The 20328-nt window shown below is 62.9% G+C and carries 14 protein-coding genes; 12 read left to right on the top strand and 2 right to left on the bottom strand.

What is annotated here, in order from left to right:
• Nucleotides 1–9: 9 nt before the first annotated feature.
• From JQ574_RS13560 to JQ574_RS13535, 6 genes are all read left to right on the top strand, one after another.
• Nucleotides 10–1179, top strand: coding sequence for a winged helix-turn-helix domain-containing protein (locus JQ574_RS13560; protein WP_212383596.1), 1170 nt, complete (start codon nt 10–12; stop codon nt 1177–1179).
• A 373-nt stretch (nt 1180–1552) separates the two neighbouring features.
• The gene (locus tag JQ574_RS13555; RefSeq protein WP_212209191.1) at nt 1553–2659 is read left to right on the top strand and encodes an efflux RND transporter periplasmic adaptor subunit; all 1107 of its coding nucleotides are present in this window, start codon (nt 1553–1555) and stop codon (nt 2657–2659) included.
• A 38-nt stretch (nt 2660–2697) separates the two neighbouring features.
• Nucleotides 2698–5850, top strand: a complete 3153-nt coding sequence (locus JQ574_RS13550; protein ID WP_212209192.1) for an efflux RND transporter permease subunit — start codon at nt 2698–2700, stop codon at nt 5848–5850.
• Between the two features lie 18 nt (nt 5851–5868).
• Nucleotides 5869–6477, top strand: coding sequence for a TetR/AcrR family transcriptional regulator (locus JQ574_RS13545; RefSeq protein ID WP_212209288.1), 609 nt, complete (start codon nt 5869–5871; stop codon nt 6475–6477).
• A 115-nt stretch (nt 6478–6592) separates the two neighbouring features.
• Nucleotides 6593–7225, top strand: a complete 633-nt coding sequence (locus tag JQ574_RS13540; protein ID WP_212209193.1) for a flavin reductase family protein — start codon at nt 6593–6595, stop codon at nt 7223–7225.
• Nucleotides 7226–8117: 892 nt separating this feature from the next.
• Nucleotides 8118–9104 carry an ABC transporter substrate-binding protein gene (locus tag JQ574_RS13535; RefSeq protein WP_212209194.1) on the top strand — a complete coding sequence of 329 codons (987 nt, stop codon included), beginning with the start codon at nt 8118–8120 and terminating at the stop codon, nt 9102–9104.
• A gap of 59 nt (nt 9105–9163) precedes the next feature.
• Here JQ574_RS13535 and JQ574_RS13530 read toward each other — a convergent pair whose 3' ends face one another.
• Nucleotides 9164–9319, bottom strand: a complete 156-nt coding sequence (locus tag JQ574_RS13530; RefSeq protein ID WP_212209195.1) for a hypothetical protein — start codon at nt 9317–9319, stop codon at nt 9164–9166.
• 1087 nt (nt 9320–10406) lie between these two features.
• Here JQ574_RS13530 and JQ574_RS13525 point away from each other — a divergent pair.
• Genes JQ574_RS13525 through JQ574_RS13510 form a run of 4 tightly spaced genes read left to right on the top strand, consistent with a single transcriptional unit; the run spans nt 10407 to nt 16475 of the window.
• The gene (locus tag JQ574_RS13525; RefSeq protein ID WP_212209196.1) at nt 10407–12674 is read left to right on the top strand and encodes an acyl-CoA dehydrogenase; all 2268 of its coding nucleotides are present in this window, start codon (nt 10407–10409) and stop codon (nt 12672–12674) included.
• Nucleotides 12674–13957 (top strand): acetyl-CoA C-acetyltransferase, encoded by a 1284-nt coding sequence (locus JQ574_RS13520; RefSeq protein ID WP_212209197.1) that lies wholly within the window; start codon nt 12674–12676, stop codon nt 13955–13957. The genes JQ574_RS13525 and JQ574_RS13520 overlap by 1 nt, the downstream gene beginning before the upstream one ends.
• Before the next feature lie 2 nt (nt 13958–13959).
• On the top strand, nt 13960–16053 hold the full coding sequence (locus tag JQ574_RS13515) for a 3-hydroxyacyl-CoA dehydrogenase NAD-binding domain-containing protein (RefSeq protein ID WP_212209198.1): 2094 nt from the start codon (nt 13960–13962) through the stop codon (nt 16051–16053).
• A complete protein-coding gene (locus tag JQ574_RS13510) occupies nt 16050–16475 on the top strand; it encodes an acyl-CoA thioesterase (protein WP_212209199.1) in 426 nt (141 codons plus the stop codon). The genes JQ574_RS13515 and JQ574_RS13510 overlap by 4 nt, the downstream gene beginning before the upstream one ends.
• A gap of 3 nt (nt 16476–16478) precedes the next feature.
• On the opposite strand, the gene JQ574_RS13505 is transcribed toward JQ574_RS13510, so the two are convergent.
• Entirely contained in the window at nt 16479–16913 is a 435-nt protein-coding gene (locus tag JQ574_RS13505) for a BA14K family protein (protein ID WP_212209200.1), read from the bottom strand.
• Nucleotides 16914–17142: 229 nt separating this feature from the next.
• On the opposite strand from JQ574_RS13505, the gene JQ574_RS13500 reads away from it, so the two are divergent.
• Nucleotides 17143–17349 (top strand): hypothetical protein, encoded by a 207-nt coding sequence (locus tag JQ574_RS13500; protein ID WP_212383619.1) that lies wholly within the window; start codon nt 17143–17145, stop codon nt 17347–17349.
• Between the two features lie 234 nt (nt 17350–17583).
• On the top strand, nt 17584–20313 hold the full coding sequence (locus JQ574_RS13495) for a bifunctional diguanylate cyclase/phosphodiesterase (protein WP_212209202.1): 2730 nt from the start codon (nt 17584–17586) through the stop codon (nt 20311–20313).
• Nucleotides 20314–20328: the final 15 nt, after the last annotated feature.

Genomic DNA, 20328 nt, shown 5'->3' with positions numbered 1-20328 from the left:
TGCCGGGCGATGCCCCGCGCGACAAAACCCCACCCCCTGACCAAGACCGAGGCCCGGCGAATCTGGCTGCGTGCCCAGCGGCTCGATACGCCTGACCCGTTCGGCGAGGGGCCAGCGGCCACTGCCGCCGCGGTGGAACATCTCGGCTATGTGCAGATCGACACCATCAACGTGATCGAGCGCTGCCACCACCACATTCTCTTCAGCCGCATTCCCAATTATCGCCGCGCGGACCTGCGGCAGGCCCAGAGCGTCGACAAGAGCGTGTTCGAATACTGGACCCATGCGCTGTCCTATGTGCCGTCGAAAGATTTTCGCTTCTTCGTGCCGGGCATGAAGCTGCACAAGCGCGAGGGCCATAAATGGTTCGCGTCCGTCAGTCCCGCCGACACCCGCAAGGTGATGCGGCTGCTCAAACGCGATGGCGCACTGACCATCCGCGACATCGAGGACGACGTGCTGACCGAGAAGGAGCATCTGTGGGCGAGCCGCAAGCCGTCCAAACGCGCGCTGCAGCTGGCGTTCTATACCGGCGCGGTCACGATCTCTGAACGCACCGGCATGCTGAAGACATATGAGCTGATGACGCGGCATTTCGGCTGGGACAGACCGCCGAAGCCGGCATCGAACCTGGAGACGACCTCCTATCTGCTCGACCGCGCCTTGCGCGCGCAGGGACTCGTCAGCCTCGATTCGATCTGCCATCTCGATGCGCCGAACAAGGCCGCGGTCCGCCGCCTGATCGAGGCGCGGGTCCGCCGCAAGGAGATGGTGGCGATAGAACTCGAAGGCGCGGGCAAGCAGGAACATTGGGCGCGGGCAGAGACGCTGGAGCAGCCCGCGGGCGAGGGCGATGGCGGCCTGGTGCATATCCTCTCGCCGTTCGATCCCCTGATCATCCAGCGCAAGCGCACCGAACTGTTCTTCGATTACGGCCATCGTTTCGAGGCCTATGTACCGAAGGAAAAGCGCCTGTTCGGTTATTTCGCGCTGCCGGTCCTGGTCGGCGAAGACATCGTAGCCGCGATCGATCTGAAGACCGACCGCAAGGAAAAGAAATTGCTGATGCAGAAATGGAACTGGGTCGGCAAGGGTGCCGCGAAGGCTCCGCGCAAGGAGCTCAAGCGCCACATCGAGGAAGAGCTGCATCGCTTCGAGCGGTTTCAACTGGCGGAGTAGGGCGCCCGCGCGAAGTAAGCCCGTAGCCCGGATGAGCGCAGCGCAATCCGGGAAACTCTCTGGGTTTGCGAGCGGCCCCGGATTTCGCTGCGCTTCATCCGGGCTACATCTATTTCGTCGCCCCGGCCTTGAGCACAGATGCGCAATTGCGCATCGGGGGGCCCATACGCCGCGGCCATTGTAAGGGGCACGCTGTCACGGCTTTCGCAAAACGGCCATCGGTGGCTATGGGCCCCGGCTCAAGGCCGGGGCGACGGGAGATTTGGCCCCTTAATGACTCATCAACTCACGAATTGGTGTTCAATGACGAATATTGACATTCGTCAGTGAACACTCAATAATCTTCATCAGCATGTAGCCGATGGAGAAACCGATGTTCGCCCGTTCCATTTTTTCCAGCTATTACAGGCTCTTGACCGGAGCGATGCTGGCGTTGGCGGTGTTTTCGTTGACCGGCTGCAATGAAAAGGCGGCTGAAAAGGCCGCTCCCGGGCGTCCGGTTCTGGTCGCCACCGTGCATTATGAGGCGGAAACGCCGGAACGCAGTTTTGTTGGCACCATCAGGCCCCGGATCGAGACCGATATGGGTTTCCGGGTCCCGGGCAAGGTCGCAAAGCGCCTCGTGGAGGTCGGCCAGACCGTTGATGTCGGCCAGCCGCTCGCCACCCTCGATGAAGTTGATCTGAAGCTGCAGGCCGAGCAGTCCGAGGCGGAATATCGCGCCGCGACCGGCGTGCTGGCGCAGGCCTCCGCGTCCGAGCAGCGCGCCAAGGATCTGCGCGCCAAGGGCTGGACCACGGACGCGCAAATGGATCAGAGCCGCGCCGCCGCCGATGAGGCCCGCGCGCGCTTCTATCGTGCCGAGCGTTCGGTCGAACTGACCAAGAACTCTCTTTCTTATGCGACGCTGGTCGCCGATACGCGCGGTGTCGTCACCGCGACCCTCATCGATGCCGGCCAGGTGGTCGCCTCCGGCCAGACCGCGGTTCGTGTCGCGCGCTTTGCCGAAAAGGAAGCCGTGGTCGCGATCCCGGAAACCCTGGTGGGCCGCGCCAAGGATGGTGCCGCCTCCGTCACGCTGTGGTCGGACGCCAACAAGAAATACGTCGCAAAACTGCGCGAGATCGCGCCGACGGCGGATCCGGCAACGCGCACCTATCTGGCAAAGTTCTCGCTGCCCGGCGCCGGCGACAGCGTGTCGCTCGGCATGACCGCAACGTTGACGCTGTCCGACCCCGCCACCGAGAACGTCGCGAAGCTGCCGCTGTCGGCGCTGTACAGCCAGGGCGGCAATCCCTCGCTCTACATCGTGGACGATGCCGGCGCCGTGACGCTGAAGCCGGTCGTCGTGAAATCCTACGAGAGCAATTCCGTCGTCATCACCGGCGGCGTGCCTGAAGGCGCCAAGGTTGTCGCGCTCGGCGTGCAGAAGCTCGATCCGGCCCAGAAGGTGCGGGTCGTCTCGTCGCTGTCGTTCTGATCCGCGGTCGGTAACAACGGAATACGTTGGAGAGTGAGATGAAGCGCTTCAATCTGTCGGGCTGGGCGGTAAGCCATCCGACGCTGATCCTGTTCCTGATGATCGCGCTGGGTGTGGCCGGCTTCTTCTCCTACGAGCGGCTTGGCCGCGCCGAGGATCCGTTCTTCACCGTGAAGGTGGTCAACGTCTCCGCGATCTGGCCGGGCGCCACGGCGCAGGAGATGCAGACCCAGGTCGCCGATCCCATCGAGAAGAAGCTGCAGGAGCTGCCTTACTTCGAGAAGGTGCAGACCTATTCGAAGCCCGCGTTCACCGCGATGCAGGTCACGTTCAAGGATTCGACGCCGCCGGCGCAAGTGCCGTATCTGTTCTATTTGCTACGCAAGAAGCTCGCCGACGTGCAGGGCCAGTTGCCGGCGGGCCTGCTCGGCCCCAACGTCAATGACGAATTCAGCGACGTCGATTCCATCCTCTATATGATGACCGGCGACGGCGCCGATTATGCGCAGCTGAAGAAGGCGGCCGAAGGCATGCGCCAGCGGCTGCTGAAGGTGCCCGGCGTCACCAAGGTCAATCTCTACGGCGCCCAGGACGAGCGCATCTTCGTCGAATTCTCGCACGCCAAGCTGGCGACGATCGGCGTCACACCGCAGGCGCTGTTTGATTCGCTGGCCAAGCAGAACAACGTCACGCCGGCCGGCACGGTGGAAACCTCCTCGCAGCGCGTGCCGCTGCGCGTCACCGGCGCGCTCGACGGCGCCAAGGCGGTCGCCGAGACGCCGGTCGAGAGCAACGGCCGGATTTTCCGCCTGGGCGATATCGCCACCGTCACCCACGGCTTCGTCGATCCGCCGACCTTCAAGGCGCGCCAGGAAGGCAAGCCCGCGCTCGGTATCGGCGTGGTCACCGCCAAGGGCGCCAACATCCTCGAACTCGGCAAGGAAGTCGAGAACGCGACCAATGACTTCATGAAGGCGGTGCCGCAGGGCATCAATGTCGAGCAGATCGCCGACCAGCCCAAGGTGGTCGAGCGCGCCGTCGGCGAGTTCGTGCACTCCTTCGTCGAGGCGCTGGCGATCGTGCTGTTCGTCTCGTTCCTCGCGCTTGGCTGGCGAACCGGCATTGTGGTGGCGATGTCGGTGCCGCTGGTGCTGGCGATCGTCTTCATCGTCATGAACGCGATGTCGATCGATCTGCACCGTATTACATTGGGCGCGCTGATCATCGCGCTCGGCCTGCTCGTCGACGACGCCATCATCGCGGTCGAGATGATGGTGGTGAAGATGGAGCAGGGCTGGGACCGCGTCCGCGCGGCGTCCTTTGCCTGGGAATCTACTGCGTTTCCGATGCTCACGGGGACGCTGGTCACGGCCGCTGGCTTCCTCCCCATCGGCTTTGCCAATTCCGCGGTCGGCGAATATGCCGGCGGCATCTTCTGGATCGTGGCGATTTCGCTGGTGGCGTCCTGGTTCGTCGCCGTGATCTTCACGCCCTATATCGGCGTCAAGCTGCTGCCGAACATCAAGGTCCACCACAACCACGATCCGCACGCGGTCTATGAGACCCGCGTCTATCGCATCCTGCGCAGCATGGTGCAGTGGTGCGTCGACCATCGTATCAAGGTGGTGGTGGCAACCGTCGCCGTGTTCGCGCTCTCGATCGTCGGCTTCGGCAACGTCCAGCAGCAGTTCTTCCCGCTGTCGGAGCGCCCCGAGCTGTTCTTGCAGCTGCGCCTGCCCGAAGGCACCGCCTTCAACGTCACCGAGAAGTCGGTGAAGAAGGCCGAGGCGCTGCTCAAGGACGACAAGGACATCGCGACCTACACCTCCTATGTCGGCCAGGGTTCGCCGCGGTTCTGGCTCGGCCTCAACCCGCAACTGCCGAACGAGGCCTTCGCGGAAATCGTGATCGTCTCCAAGGACGTCGATGCCCGCGAGCGCATCAAGGCGCGGCTGGAGAAGGCGGTCGCCGGCGGCGACCTCTCCGAGGCGCGCGTGCGCATCGACCGCTTCAATTTCGGTCCGCCGGTCGGCTTCCCGGTCCAGTTCCGCGTGATCGGCCCCGACCCCAACAAGGTCCGCGACATCGCCTATCAGGTGCGCGACGTGATGCGGCAGAATCCGAATGCGCTGGAGCCGCAGCTCGACTGGAACGAGCAGTCGCCCTACCTCAAGCTCGTGGTCGATCAGGATCGGGCGCGCGCGCTGGGTCTTACCCCGCAGGACGTCTCGCAGGCGCTCAGCATGCTGATCTCTGGTGCGCCGGTCACGACCATCCGCGACGGCATCGAGAAGGTCGGCGTGGTCGCCCGCGCCGTGCCCTCCGAGCGGCTCGATCTCGGCCATGTCGGCGACCTCACCGTGACGTCACGTAATGGGGTAGCCGTGCCGCTGCAGCAAATTGCAAAGATCGAATACGCCCATGAGGAGCCGATCCTGTGGCGGCGTAACCGCGACATGGCGATCACCGTGCGCACCGACGTCGCCGACGGCGTGCAGGCGCCCGACGTCACCAATCAGATCTGGCCGAAGCTGAGCCAAATCCGCGACAGCCTCGAGCCGGCCTACCGGATCGAGCCGGGCGGCGCGTTCGAGGAATCCGCCAAGGGCAACGCCTCGATCGCCGTGCTGTTTCCGCTGATGGCGCTTGTCATGCTGACGCTGCTGATGATTCAGCTGCAGAGCTTCTCGCGCCTGATCCTGGTGTTCCTGACGGCGCCGCTCGGCATCGTCGGCGCCTCGCTCGGCCTCAACATCGCGGGCCAGCCGTTCGGCTTCGTGGCGCTGCTCGGGCTGATCGCGCTGGCCGGCATGATCATGCGCAACGCGGTCATTCTGGTCGACCAGATCGAGACCGACGTCTCCCATGGCATGACGCGCAAGGAAGCCATCGTCGAAGCCACCGTGCGGCGGGCTCGCCCCGTGATCCTGACGGCGCTGGCCGCCATCCTGGCCATGATTCCGCTGTCGCGTTCGGCCTTCTGGGGACCGATGGCGATCACCATCATGGGCGGTTTGTTCGTTGCAACCTTCCTGACCTTGCTGTACCTGCCGGGCCTCTACGCGCTCTGGTTCCGCAAGAGCCTGGAAGAAAGCGGCCAAACCAAGCAGCCCGATCTTGCGCCGCAACATGCCGCCAAGGAGCTGAGCACGTCTCCACTCGCATTTCCGCTTGCCGACGCGGCGGAATAATTGAACATTGGTTCTGACATGACGCTGATTGCTGAACACATCGAAACTGACACGCGGGAACGGATTCTCGTGGTGGCGGAGCGTCTGTTCCGGCAGATCGGCTACCAGAAGACGACGGTGGCCGACATCGCCAAAGAACTGCGGATGAGCCCGGCCAACGTCTATCGCTTCTTCGATTCGAAGAAGGCGATCCACGAAGGCGTCGCCCGCGCCCTGATGGGCGAGGTCGAGGTCGAGGCGCAGCGGATCGCGGACCGGCCCGGTCCGGCCGCGCCCCGGTTGCGCGAACTGATGAAAACCGTCCACCGCATGAATTCGGAACGCTATGTCGGCGATTCCAAGTTGCACGAGATGGTCGCGATCGCGATGGAGGAGGACTGGGAGGTCTGCAACGCCCATATCATGTTGATCACCCAGACGATGGGCAGCGTGATTGCGCAGGGCGTGGCGACCGGCGAATTCGAGGTCGATGATCTGGAGCAAGCGGCGTTGTGCTGCTGCACCGGTATGATCCGCTTCTTCCACCCGCAAATGATCGCCCAATGCGCCAACAAGCCGGGGCCGACCATCGACCGGATGATCGATTTCATCCTCGCCAGCATGGCTCCGCGCGGCAAGGCGCAATAGCTCCGAGCCCGGGTTGCTTCGGGCGCGCATGCGCCATGCCCACCATTGTTACTTCAATAAAGCTGGTGGGCGCGCTACGCTTTGCCGCCCCTGCGATTGAAGGAAACACCGGAAAATGGACGCCAAGAGCCCCAAAGACCTGCATTTTTACGAACCCGCCAAGGGCCACGGCCTCAAGCACGACCCCTTCAACGCCATCATCGCGCCGCGCCCGATCGGGTGGATTTCGTCGCGCGATACCAATGGCAACGTCAATCTGGCGCCCTACAGCTTCTTCAACGCGTTCTGCTACAAGCCGCCGATCATCGGCTTCTCCTCCACCAACTGGAAGGACAGCGCCGCCAACATCCAGGAGACCAGGGAGTTCGTCTGGAATCTCGCCACCATGGACCTGGCGCAGCAGATGAACGCCACCGCGGCCCACGTCGCCCGCGACGTCAGCGAGTTCAACATCGCCGGCCTCACGGCGGTACCCGGCAAGCTCGTCAACGTGCCCCGCGTCGCCGAAAGTCCGGTCGCGTTCGAATGCCGCCTGACGCAGATCATCCAGTTGCAGGGCGCCAATGGCGACAAGGCGCAGGCCTGGCTGACGCTCGGCGAAGTCGTCGCCGTCCACATCGACAAGGCCATGATCAAGGACGGCGTCTACCAGACCGCGCTGGCCCGCCCGATCGTCCGCGCCGGCCGCAGCGGCGACTATTTCGAGATCAAGCCGGAAAACATGTTCGAGATGATCCGGCCGGATTGATCGTCTCGTCCGGCGCTCACGGGGCCGGGACGAGCGAAGGCCCTGCGCCCAAGTAATACAGCTCCGTCCCGACCCTGCCTTCTAGCGCCATCGCTTGCCTTGTCGTAACGATCGAAGACGTGGCGCACCCGAAGCCAGACCCGCCCTTATCGGGCACTCGTTTTAGCCACGTGCTCCGGCCTATTTGGCTCTAAGCGCTCTGAGTGCCGCAATAGCTTCAGCCGCAGGTTCTCGCGCGTGAGGCTCGCGAGACATCCAGAACCGATATTTGCGCGGCTCGCGGCGTTTGAGGATCGGCCAGGTAAACGCCATCGCGCGGGTGATATTGCCATCAATATCAACGAGCCAAATCCGACCGAGGCTCAACGGTATCGGTGTTTCCTCTATTCGCTTCCATTTGCTGGGACTGGGTTCAACGGCCCTTCGAAATCTCTTGAAAAGCATTGGCTTCCCCTCGTTTTCCCGCGCCTATACTAATAGCCAAAACCCGGCCGTCCAGCGGCGCCTTCGGGAATTACGGTGACGGACCGCGGCCGCTCTACCGGGGCGCAGATCCTACGTGGGTGCTCTCGGCACAGGCGGATTGGGCGGCTCCCGGTAGATAGGCCCGTGCGACCAGTCTACACTGTTAGACCAGCGCCGAACGCCAGCAAAGGTACAGGGTGGATTGAGCACAACGGGTCCGCGCGAAGCGCGGCCCGATGACAGGCTCCGGCGTAATCCGCCGCTTGCGGCTCGAACGTCGATGACCGTGATGTCGAACGATCGTCACCGCCTGCGATTGACGCGTAAAGATTTCGACCAGGATATGCGCTGCGGTAGGCGCTCGAGCCTCTATCGATGGGCCGGATTCAGCGATAAGATGCGCCTGCTTTCTTGGTAAGGAGGCAGCATGGACCGGCGGAAATTTATAGCCTTTGTCGGTGCTGCGGCGTCAGCGTGCCCATTTATGGCATGGGCACAGCAACCATTCCTGCCGGTGATTGGATTTCTGGGCAGCGAATCTCCCGCCGTATCTGAGAGCGCTCTGCGCAGTTTCCGCCGCGGCCTGGGCGAACTCGGCTACACCGAGGGCCAGAACGTACGTGTAGAATATCGTTGGGCTGAGGGTCAGAATAACCGGTTGCCTACCTTGGCCGCCGAGCTGGTCCATCGTGAAGTGAGCGTGATTGTCGCTCCAGCCACAACTCCCGGGGCATTGGCCGCAAAGGCGGCGACATCAACAATTCCAATCGTCATCTTCACAGCCGGCGACCCGGTTGCACTTGGACTAGTTGCAAGCCTGAACAAACCGGGGGGCAACGTAACCGGCACGACTTCGTTAGCTGGCGAACTTGCCCCGAAGCGGTTGGAATTAATGCACGAGTTGATCCCTACGGCGACTGCCATGGCTCTCTTAATTAACCCGACCAATCCTGCCCTTATGGCCTCTACCACGAGAGAGGTCCAAGCTGCGGCCGATATCCTTGGATTACAATTGCACATCCTGAGTGCCGGCACAGAACCTGAGTTCGATGCGGTCTTTGAAAAAATGGCTCAACTTCGGGCAAATGCGCTCGTGATCGCCGTTGATTCATTCTTCACCGGACGAAGGCAGCAACTTGCTACATTGGCGTTGCGCCATCGGGTGCCGGCGATCTATCAGTATCGCGATTTCGCGGAAGCTGGCGGCGTTTTGAGCTACGGTGGAAATCTGACGGAGGGGTTTCGTTTGGTCGGTCTCTATGCCGGCCGTATTCTTAAGGGCGAAAAGCCGGCTGACCTGCCCGTCCAGCAGACCACGAGGGCCGAATTGATAATCAATCTAAAAACCGCAAAGGTGCTAGGCTTGAACATACCGCTGGCGCTGATCGGACGTGCCGACGAGGTGATCGAATAGCCCGTCGGGTGGACTACGCCTGCCGCTCAGCCCTATGAGTTCTTGACCTTCGTGAGTGCTCAGTCGCGTTCGTGGATCTTGGCGCCCGGGTAGACCTGGCGGGCGTACGCAACGACCAGCGAGCGATGCTGTGTCTCCAGGAACGGAGTCCGGATTTGACACGACCCGACGATGAGGTGCCACAAGCCGTTGATCTTCTCGATGATGACGTCCATGGCAGTGCTTCCCTTCCTGCTTGCAGGTTTGTGGTCGTTACTCCGCCCAGCGCTCAGTTCGAACGGCATAGCGCCGTCGAACGACAGCCAATCGCAGAGAAACGGATCGGACCATTGCACAGACGTTCAGCAGGGCCTTACATTCGTTTGGGACGATGATACTTAGGTTTAGGATTGATCACCTGCGCACCCCTTCATCGGTGGTCCGCCGCGCGCGCTCATCATTGCCGCATGGTCTTGCGCTTTTCCGCGACAAATTGACCCGACGGGCAAATCAATTCTGATTTACGTAAATCGTGTCAAGACCTAAATTTCTGTAAATCGAAAATATTTCGCTTTCCTTCGACCCCAAATCACCTGCACATCAATAGCCATCCCGTCCCACTCAGAGGGCGTTGGCCATCGTCACGACGAGGGGCGGGTCGCGGTGGACGTAACAGTTGCGATTGACGGTCGCGGCTGAAGCGTACGGCGAAAGCGTGTGGTCCTGGCGCCCGTAACGGCGTTAAGCCTTAAGGGAGCTAACGCTTCCGAGGGGCGACGGTGGCAATAGAGGCCGTCTCACCGGGGAGAGCGCGTCATAAGCCGTAAAGCCATTGCGCAGGGAATGTCGGATGCTCTCCGCTGCCCTGTATGCTCGTGTGCAGCTTTCTTAGCACAATCGCACACGAGACCGCGGGTGCAGCGCGCATCCGGCATTCCCTGCGCCCTCTGAGTTGAAGGGCGAAGCGATTTGCAAAGCTTCGGGCGCAATGCGTCGCGAGAACGAAGACACACATCCAGTGTCGTCACCCGCGCAGGCGGGTGACCCAGTATCCCAGAGACGTCGATGCTACACCGAGAGGCCGCGGCGTACTGGATCACCCGCCTGCGCGGGTGATGACAGCTAGTATGGGGTGGCAGTGTGGGAGGGATCAAGAAGGCCAGCGGTACACAATCAGACTCCCGGAACTGACACGCCCCACAGCCGTTATCTCCCGCCGCCCGTCCGCGTCAATTTCGCCCTATTTTCAAGGCGAAGTGTTCACCCAAACCCCGCATCATCCGCTAAAATAGCCTTCCGCGCCGCCGATCCATGAGGACCGCCATGAGCTTCCGCCGCGATTTCATCACCAAGCCGATTTTCTCCTGGGCCCGCGGCGTGTTGCCGTCGATGTCCGACACCGAGCGCGCGGCGCTGGAGGCCGGCGACGTCTGGTGGGACGCCGATCTCTTCACCGGCAATCCCGACTGGTCGAAATTGCTTGGCTACGCGCCGGCGACGCTGACGGCCGAAGAAGAAGCCTTCCTGCACGGTCCGGTCGATGAACTCTGCGCGATGCTCGACGACTGGAAGATCAATTGGGAATGGCGCGACCTGCCGCCGGAGGCGTGGGCCTTCATCAAGCGCCACAAATTCTTCGGCATGATCATTCCCAAAGAGTATGGCGGCCTCGGCTTCTCGCCTTATGCGCATTCCGAGGTGGTGCGAAAACTGTCGTCGCGTTCGCTCACCGCCGCCGTCACCGTGATGGTGCCGAACTCGCTTGGGCCCGGCGAACTCTTGATGCGCTTCGGCACAAAAGAACAGCAGCTGCAATGGCTGCCGCGGCTGGCCGATGGCCGCGACATTCCCTGCTTCGGACTGACCAGTCCGGAAGCCGGCTCCGACGCCGCCTCGATGATCGACACGGGCATCATCTGCAAGGGTCAGTTCGAAGACCGCGAAGTGCTGGGGCTGCGCCTCAACTGGCACAAGCGCTATATCACGCTCGGCCCGGTCGCGACGCTGCTCGGCCTCGCCTTCAAGGCCTACGACCCCGATCATCTGGTGAGCTCGCAGGAAGAGCTCGGCATCACCGTGGCGCTGATCCCGACGCATCTTCCGGGCGTCGAAATCGGCAAGCGCCATCTGCCGGCGATGCAGGTGTTCCAGAACGGCCCGAACTGGGGGCGCGATGTCTTTATCCCGATGGATTACATCATCGGCGGCCAGGAGCGGCTCGGCCAGGGCTGGAAAATGCTGATGACGGCGCTCGCCGCCGGCCGCGGCATCTCGCTGCCGTCACTGTCGGCCGCGGGCGCCGCCTATGCCGCGCGCACCTCCGGCGCCTATGCCCGCATCCGCGAACAGTTCGGCATCTCCATCTCAAAATTCGAAGGCATCGAGGAGCCGCTGGCGCGCATCGCCGGCACGGCCTACTTGCTCGACGCCGCGCGGCGGCTGACCTGTGCGGCGCTCAACCAGGGTCATCATCCCGCGGTCATTTCCGGCATCATGAAGCTGCACGCCACCGAACGGATGCGGATCGCGATCGACGACGCCATGGACATCCACGGCGGCAAGGCGGTCATTGACGGCCCGCAGAATTATTTGGGCCATCTCTATCGCTCGGTGCCGGTCGGCATCACCGTCGAGGGCGCCAACATCCTGACCCGTAATCTGATCGTGTTCGGGCAGGGCGCGATCCGCGCCCATCCCTATCTGCTCGACGAGATGAACGCGCTCGGCGAGCAAGACCGCGCCAAGGGGCTGGATGCTTTCGACAAGGCGTTCTGGAGTCACGTCGGCCACAGCTTCAAGACCATGTTCCGCGCCTGGGGTCGAAACTGGACCGGTGGCATGTTCGCGCCGGCGCCGGACGCAGGCGATGCGACCAAATTCTATCGCCAGCTCTCGCGCTACGCGTCGGCGTTCGCGCTCTGCGCCGACATGGCGCTGTTGACCTTGGGCGGCGCGCTCAAGCGCAAGGAAATGCTCTCCGCGCGCTTTGGCGATATCCTCTCCGAGCTCTATCTGCTCTCGGCGGCACTGAAACGCTGGCAGGACGAAGGCCGCCAGCAAGCCGATTTCGCCGCACTGGAATGGTGCATGGCGAGCGGCTTCAAGACCATCGAAAACCGCTTTGCCGAAATCCTCAATAATCTGCCCAATCGCTTCGTCGCAATCATCCTGAAATTCCTGATCCAGCCGTTCGGGGCGCGGGTGGTCGGGCCATCAGACCGGGTCGTCCATCTCTGTGCACAGCTGGTGCTGTCGCCATCGGCGGCGCGTGACCGGCTGACGGCCGATTTGTCACACGTCGATGACGATCGCGGCGTTGCCCGCTTGGAAAAAGCGTTCCTGCTGGTGACGGCCGCAGAGGGCGCCGCGAAGCAACTACACGCCGCGCGGCTGCATGACTGGAAAGAGGCGGTGCAGAAGGGCGTCATCACCCAATCCGAGGGCGAAAAGCTGGCGGCTGCGCATGAAGCTGTTGCAAAAGTGATCGAGGTCGACGATTTTGCGCCGGAGGCGCTGTCGCCGATTTACAGGAAAGCCGCCGACGTGCATCAATTCTTCCAGGAATTGGGTGAGCAGAGGGCGGCGAGCTGATGGCGCGACCGGTTTTTATTGTCGACGGCAGCCGGACGCCGTTCCTGAAAGCGCGCTCCGGCCCCGGGCCCTTCACCCCGGTCGATCTCGCGGTGCAATGCGGCCGGCCGCTATTGGCCCGGCAGCCCTTTGCGCCCACTGCCTTCGATCAGGTGATTTTGGGCTGCGTCAACGTCATTGCCGACGAGATGAACCCGGCGCGGGTCGCAGCGCTGCGGCTCGGCATGGGCGAAAAAATGGTCGCCTTCACCGTGCAGATCAATTGCGGCTCCGGCATGCAGTCGATCGACACGGGCTACCGCTACATCCGCGAGGGCGTCTCCGACCTGATCCTGGCCGGCGGAGCCGAGGCGCTGAGCCACGCGCCGCTGGTGTGGCCGCAACAGGGCGTGCGCTGGTTCGCCGGCCTTGCCGGTGCCCGGGGTATCGGCGCCAGGATCATGGCCGCGCTCAAGGTGCGGCCGTCTTATTTCAAACCGATCATCGGCCTCGAACGCGGGCTGACGGATCCGATCACCGACCTCAACATGGGCCAGACCGCCGAGGTGGTCGGGCATCTCTTCGGCATCACCCGCGCGCAATCCGATGCCTATGCCGCCGAGAGCCACAAGCGGCTCGCCCATGCCCAGAGCCAGGGCTGGCTGAAGGGCGAGGTCGAAACCGCCTTTGCCCGCGACGGCAAATTCTATGACCATGACGACGGCGTGCGGCCGGATTCCACGGCCGAGACATTGGCAAAACTGAAGCCGGTGTTCGAACGGCCCTGGGGCAAGGTCACCGCCGGCAATTCCTCGCAGATCACCGACGGCGCGTCCTGGGTGATCCTCGCTTCCGAGAAAGCCGTTGCCAAGCATGGCCTGACGCCGAAGGCCGTCATCCTCGACAGCCAATGGTCGGCGCTGGATCCCTCGATCATGGGCCTCGGTCCGGTGATGTCGGCGACTGAACTGTTGAAGCGCAACGAGTTGACGCTCGGCGATATCGAAACCTGGGAATTGAACGAGGCCTTTGCGACCCAGGTGCTGGGCTGTCTTGCAGCCTGGAACGACGAAAAGTTCTGCAGGGAGATTCTGGGCCTCGATGGTGCGGCCGGTGCCATCGACCAGACCAAAATGAATGTCGATGGCGGCGCGATCAGCCTCGGCCATCCCGTCGGCTGCAGCGGCAACCGCATCGTGCTGCATCTCGTCAATGCCATGAAGCGGTTGGGTACACGGCGCGGCATCGCCACCGAATGTATCGGCGGCGGGCAGGGCGGCGCGATGCTGATAGAGACGGTGTGATCATGGAATCAAGGATCATGGACGTTCTCGGCGATCGCGTGCTCGAACTCGGGCCGACACCCGATGCGGGCGGGTACAAAAATTTCAAGCTGACCCGCGACTCCGATGGCATCGCCTGGCTGCTGTTCGACCGCGAAGGCGCCAGCGCCAACACGCTGTCGGCTGATTTGATCGAAGAGCTCAACAAGGTGATTGGCGAGCTGGAAAGCGCACGGCCTGCGGGCCTCGTGATCCGCTCTGCGAAAACATCCGGCTTCATCGCCGGCGCTGATGTCAACGCGTTTCGCGGCGCAAGCGATGTGTTGGCCGTCGAGACCGAAATCGGCCGGGCGCATAAGGTGATCGACCGGCTCGAGGCGCTGCGCTTGCCGACGGTCGCCGTGATCCACGGCTTCTGTCTCGGCGGTGGCCTGGAGGTTGCGCTGGCCTGCCAGATGCGGATCGCGATCGATGATGCGCGCTTCGGCTTTCCCGAGGTGATGCTCGGCCTGCATCCCGGTCTCGGCGGCACCGTGCGTTTCACGCAGCTCGTCAATCCGATGCAGTCGATGCCATTGATGCTGACCGGCAAGACCATCGACGCCCGCAAGGCCAAATCGCTGGGTCTGGTCGACGCGGTGACGCAGGAGCGGCACGTCCGCAGCGCGGTGAAGGATGCCGTGTTCGGGCGGCTGAAGCGCGCTGCACCCGGCGTGCTCACCTCGGTCCTGAACTGGGAGCCGGTGCGCAAACTCCTCGCCTCGCGGATGCGCGGCGAGGCGGCCAAGGCGGCACCGCAGGAACATTACCCCGCGCCCTATGCGTTGATCGATCTCTGGGAACGGTACGGCGGTGACAGATACGGCATGCTGCGCGCCGAGCAGTCCTCGTTCGCCAAATTGATGGTGACGCCGACAGCGCAGAACCTGATCCGGGTGTTCTTCCTGCGCGAGCAGATGAAGAAGCTCGCCGGCAGCGGCAACAAGATCAACCACGTTCATGTCATCGGCGCCGGTGCGATGGGCGGCGATATCGCGGCCTGGTGTGCAGGTCAGGATATGCGGGTGACGCTGGCCGACATGAAGCCCGAACCGATCGCCGGCGCGATCAAGCGCGCGTCTGACTTGTTCGGCAAGATCCTGCGCAAGCGCACTAGCGTGCGCGATGCGCTGGATCGATTGATGCCCGACATGGGCGGCGAGGGTGTCCGCAGCGCCGATCTCATCATCGAGGCGGTGCCGGAAAAGCTGGCGCTGAAGCAGAAGGTTTATGCCGGGCTCGAGCCCATCATGAAGCCCGGCGCGATCCTTGCCACCAACACGTCGAGCATACCGTTGCAGGATCTGCGCACCAGTCTGCAAAAGCCGGAGCGGCTGCTCGGCCTGCATTTCTTCAACCCGGTATCACGGTTGCAACTCGTCGAAGTGGTCAGCCACGACGGCACCGATGCGCAACTCCTGAAGGAGGCGCTGGCGTTCGTCGGCGCCATCGACCGCCTGCCGCTGCCGGTCAAGTCTTCGCCGGGCTTCCTCGTCAACCGTGCGCTGACACCCTACATGCTGGAAGCGATGGTGATGCTCGACGAGAAGATCGACAAATCCGTCATCGACGCTGCGGCGAAAAAGTTCGGCATGCCGATGGGCCCGATCGAACTCGCCGACCAGGTTGGTCTCGACATCTGCCTCGACGTCGGCGACATGCTGCGCTCGAAGTTCGGCGACGCCCTGCCGCCGACGCCTGCGTGGCTGCGCGAAAAAGTCGCCAAGGGCGAACTCGGCCGCAAGTCCGGCAAGGGATTTTACGTCTGGAAGGACGGCAAGGCGGACACCTCGTCGGCCGCGCCTTCCACGACGGAGCCATCGGCCGAAATGATCGATCGGTTGATGCTGCCGATGTCGAATGTCTGCGTCGCCTGCCTGCACGAGGGCATCGTCGACAATGCCGATGTGGTCGACGGCGCTGTCATCTTCGGCACCGGTTATGCGCCGTTCCGCGGCGGCCCGCTGAATTATGCCCGTACCCGCGGCGTGGACAATGTGGTCTCGACATTGTGGGCGCTGACCGAAAAATTCGGCGGCAGGTTCACCCCCGATGCCGGCTGGGAGAATTTCAAGTGACCGAGACGCATGCCCCGTTGAGCACCGAAACCGAGCCGCGCGGCGATCTCTGCATCCGCACGCTGGCGATGCCGGCCGACACCAACGCCAACGGCGACATCTTTGGCGGCTGGCTGCTCAGCCAGATGGATATCGGCGGCGGCGTGTTCGCTTCCAAGATTGCGAATTCCCGCACCGTCACGGTTGCAATCGATGCGATGAATTTTCGCAAGGCCGTCTATGTCGGCGACCTCGTCTCGGTGCACGCCAATCTGGTCCGGATCGGCCGGACCTCGATCACGGTCCATCTCGAGGCTTGGTCGCTGCGCCGCGAGGACCGGCAGTCGATCCTGGTGACCGACGGCAATTTTACCTACGTCTCGATCGACGAGCAGGGCCACCCTCAAGCCATCAAGCGTGAGGGGGCTCCAATTTCGACTTGAGTCTTACGGGCAGGGACGCTCGTAGCCGTCACGGCCGATGAACGTGCCGCGGCGCGGATCATAGCTCCGCGAGCGCATGCAGCGCGGCGTATCGTCATAATACTGCTGCGGCGGCGGCGCGACGTATTGCGCTTCCATGCCGCAATAACGCGGCGAAACGGCGACCCAGCCGCCGGGCTGCTCCACATAGCAGCCGTTGTTGTAATAGCGGTAGCCGCCCGGGCGCGGCTCGCCCTGGGATGCAATCGCAGCTCCCGTGCCGGCGCCGATGATGGCGCCTGCCGCCGCACCGCCGCGTCCACCGAGGGCGCCGCCGACGACACCGCCAAGCACGCCACCGACGATCGCGCCGCCGATCGCATCCTGCGCCACGGCCTGCTGGACCGGTGCGCAAATCGCGAGGGCCAGAAGCGTCGTAACCGCCAATTTCGATACCATGTCCGTTCTCCGGCCTGTTTGTCGCAAATCACTGGATTCGCGGGGAACACTGGCGGCGACTTTGTCGCAGGTCAAGCCTGCGGAGGGGCCGTTTTTCCCACGAATCCGTATTGGACCGACCTTGCCGGGCGCTGATTCGCCAGACAATCGTCGATGACGTTTCCGTGTGGGCGCGCCTTCCGGGCTGAGGAACATTTCGGCAGGCGCTCCGTTATTTGCGCGGAATGCCATCGAGGCTGGAAAATATGTCGGATCCTACATTATCGAAGTCGGTTCGCAGACCGCCGGGATCGTCGTGCGTGGCCCCGGCGGGTACCGCTTCTTCGCGGCCTCTCGTCGTTTCGACCAGCTGGAAGGCCAGCTGTTCCGCAATGCCCGCGAAGCCGAGCGCGCGGCGAGGCGTCTTGCCATCGGCGATCTGACGCTGGCCGCGTGAAGCAGCCGTCCGTCGTCGTGGGACGATGATGCTCAGAACGGCTGCAAGGCCGGCGGCATAGATTCGGCATTTCCGGTCCGTATTAGTACCGGCCAGGTTCACCGCCTGACGGACACCGCAGCGCGTTGGAACTGCGCTGATTTCCGACGATTTTAAGCTCACCCTTTACCAAGGTTTTTTACGCGCAATTTCCTTCCCGCAGCTAGCCTTGCCGACAATCGGTATGGCGCCCTGATGAATATTCGCAGGTATCTTCGACGGTGGTTTTACATCGGCAGCGCCGCGACGCCGGCGGGCGGTGCGTTGCTCATCGAGCAGTTCCGCATTCTGACGAGCCAAATTCCCGTCCTCTATGCCGTGCTGATCGTCGAGAGCGTCAGCGTCTCCTATGTCTTGCCGGCCACGCTGCCGCTCTGGTTCCGCTTTGGCGTGCCGGGTGCGCTGCTGCTCGTCAGCGTGATCAGGATGATCTACTGGATCAAGCTGCGGAAGGTGGTGCCGACGGCCGAACAGGCGCTCAAGCATCTGTTCAAGACCCGCATCCTGGCGTCCGCGCTCAACGCCGTCTTCGCGGTCTGGACCCTGGTGCTGTTCGACAACGTCGAGGCGGACTCACGCGCGCCATTGGCGCTGCTGGTCTTTCTGGGGTCGGTCGGAAGCGCCTACTGCCTCGGAAGTTTCCCGAGCGCCGCCCGGCTCACGCTGCTGATTTCGGCGGTCCCGATCTCGCTGCGGTTGCTGATCTCGGGTGAAGCACTGCACGTTTGCATCGGCATCAATCTTTGCATGCTGGTGGTGTTGTTGATCCGGATGATCAACACCAACTACGCCGACCTGGTGAATCTCGTCGCCTCGCGCGCGGACCTCGCCGTCGAAGGCGAACGGGCGCGAAGCGCCGAGCTGGCGGCCCTTACGGAACAAGCCAATGCGCGCGAGATCGCCGACCGTTTCGATTCGGCGCTCAACAACATGTCGCAAGGGCTTTGCTTCTTCGACGGTGCGCAGCGGCTCATTGTGTGTAACCGCCGCTATGTCGACATGTACGATTTGCCGCCGGACAGCGTCAAACCTGGTATCTCGCTCAGAGAGATCGTCCATCTGCGCTTCGAGGCGGGAAGCCATCCCGCGATGACCGAGGAGGAATACCTCGCCTGGCGCGATCAGCTCGTCGTCAGCGCGGAGCAGCACGACTCGGTTGTTGAACTGGCCAATGGTCGCGTTTTCCGGATTTGCCACCGCCCGATGCCGGATCGCGGCTGGGTGGCGACGCACGAAGACATCACCGATCTGAGGCGTCGCGAAGCCTCGTTCCGCCTGTTGTTCGAGGAGAATCCGCTTCCCATGTGGGTGGCCGACGTCAATACGCTTGAGCTTCTGGCCGTCAATGCCGCGACCTGCCGGCACTACGGCTACTCGCGCGAGCAGATGCTGTCGATGAACGTCGAGAATCTGCGTATTCCCGAGGACATCAGGAAGGTTCGCGACGAGTTCCGCCAGCATCAGGGCATGCAGAAGGCGCATGATACCCGCCGTCACGTCACGGCCGATGGAAGAATAATCGAGGTGGCGATCGAGGCGCGTCCGCTGCGCTACAACGGCCGCGATGCCTGCGTTGCGGTGGCGTTCGACATGACCGATCGCAAGCGCGCGGAACAACGGATCCTGCATCTGGCCTGGCATGACGCACTGACGGATCTGCCGAACCGTGCCGCGCTGGATGGTCATTTTTCGAAGGTGCTCGACGCGGCCCGGGAACGCAGCGGAAGCTTCGCGGTCCTATGCATCGATTTTGACCGCTTCAAGCAGATCAACGATCTGTTCGGGCATTCGATGGGCGACGCGGCGCTGCGCGAAGCTTCGCGGCGTCTCCAGATGGCGTCACAGGGCGCCTTCCTGGCGCGGGTCGGCGGGGACGAATTCATCGCGATCACCGAACAGGATCCGCTGCCATCGAGTGCGGAACTGCTCGCCGACCGGCTGCGCGGCGCGCTGGACCTGGATATCGAGATCGACGGCCATTCGTTCGAGCTTGATCTCAGCATCGGGATCGCGGTCTATCCCCGCGACGGCAATGACGCGCGGTCGCTGTTCGCCAACGCAGATGCGGCGCTCTATCGCGCCAAGCACGAAGGCCGCGGGGCGATACGGTTCTTCACCGCCACGATGGATCAGCAGCTGCGCGACCGCCGGGCGCTGGAACACGATCTGAAATCGGCCGTCGCAAACGGCGAGCTCTATCTGGAGTATCAGCCGCAGCGGCATGCCAGGGGCGAGATCATCGGATTTGAAGCGCTGGTGCGCTGGATGCATCCGCAACGCGGCCTGGTTCCGCCCGCGGAGTTCATCCCGATCGCCGAGGAAACCGATCTGATCGTCGAGATCGGGGAGTGGGTCTTGCGGGAGGCGTGCCGCGAAGCCGCGTGCTGGAAGGCGCCGCTGCAGGTCGCCGTCAACGTCTCGGCGATTCAATTCCGCCGCGGCAATCTGCAGCAATTGGTAGGCGATGTCCTGCGCGAAACCGGTATCCCGCCGGCGCGTCTCGAACTCGAAATTACCGAGGGCGTGCTGATCGAGAACGTTGCACGTGCGACGCTGATGCTGAAAGGCCTCAAGAGGCTGGGCGTCAGCATTGCATTGGACGATTTCGGAACCGGATATTCCTCGCTGTCCTATCTGCAAAGCTTCCCGCTCGACCGGATCAAGATCGACCGGTCCTTTATCGCCAGTCTTGGCCGCACCGATCGATCGCTGGCGATCGTTCGCGCCGTCATTGGTCTCGCACACGGGCTTGGACTGCCGGTGCTGGCGGAAGGCGTCGAGACCAATGATCAGCTCAGGACGCTGATATCAGAGGGATGCGATGAAATGCAGGGCTATCTGGTCGGGCGTCCGCGCCGGATCGAAGTTTATGCCAATCTGCTGGGCCGCAGCGATGCAGCCGGCCACATCCGCACTGCGACATAACTCAAAGGCGTCTCG

The sequence above is a fragment of the Bradyrhizobium sp. AUGA SZCCT0158 genome, assembly GCF_018130065.1.
In the GTDB taxonomy this organism is placed as follows: Bacteria; Pseudomonadota; Alphaproteobacteria; order Rhizobiales; family Xanthobacteraceae; genus Bradyrhizobium.
Note: the sequence above shows the minus strand (reverse complement) of the source record. Positions and strands in the feature narration are given on the sequence as shown.

Coding starts and splice junctions, on each gene's coding strand:
- JQ574_RS13495 (WP_212209202.1), top strand. CDS start 17,584: ATGAATATTCGCAGGTATCTTCGACGGTGGTTTTACATCGGCAGCGCC.
- JQ574_RS13525 (WP_212209196.1), top strand. CDS start 10,407: ATGAGCTTCCGCCGCGATTTCATCACCAAGCCGATTTTCTCCTGGGCC.
- JQ574_RS13540 (WP_212209193.1), top strand. CDS start 6,593: ATGGACGCCAAGAGCCCCAAAGACCTGCATTTTTACGAACCCGCCAAG.
- JQ574_RS13550 (WP_212209192.1), top strand. CDS start 2,698: ATGAAGCGCTTCAATCTGTCGGGCTGGGCGGTAAGCCATCCGACGCTG.
- JQ574_RS13555 (WP_212209191.1), top strand. CDS start 1,553: ATGTTCGCCCGTTCCATTTTTTCCAGCTATTACAGGCTCTTGACCGGA.
- JQ574_RS13520 (WP_212209197.1), top strand. CDS start 12,674: ATGGCGCGACCGGTTTTTATTGTCGACGGCAGCCGGACGCCGTTCCTG.
- JQ574_RS13515 (WP_212209198.1), top strand. CDS start 13,960: ATGGAATCAAGGATCATGGACGTTCTCGGCGATCGCGTGCTCGAACTC.
- JQ574_RS13560 (WP_212383596.1), top strand. CDS start 10: ATGCCCCGCGCGACAAAACCCCACCCCCTGACCAAGACCGAGGCCCGG.
- JQ574_RS13535 (WP_212209194.1), top strand. CDS start 8,118: ATGGACCGGCGGAAATTTATAGCCTTTGTCGGTGCTGCGGCGTCAGCG.
- JQ574_RS13545 (WP_212209288.1), top strand. CDS start 5,869: ATGACGCTGATTGCTGAACACATCGAAACTGACACGCGGGAACGGATT.
- JQ574_RS13505 (WP_212209200.1), bottom strand. CDS start 16,913: ATGGTATCGAAATTGGCGGTTACGACGCTTCTGGCCCTCGCGATTTGC.
- JQ574_RS13530 (WP_212209195.1), bottom strand. CDS start 9,319: ATGGACGTCATCATCGAGAAGATCAACGGCTTGTGGCACCTCATCGTC.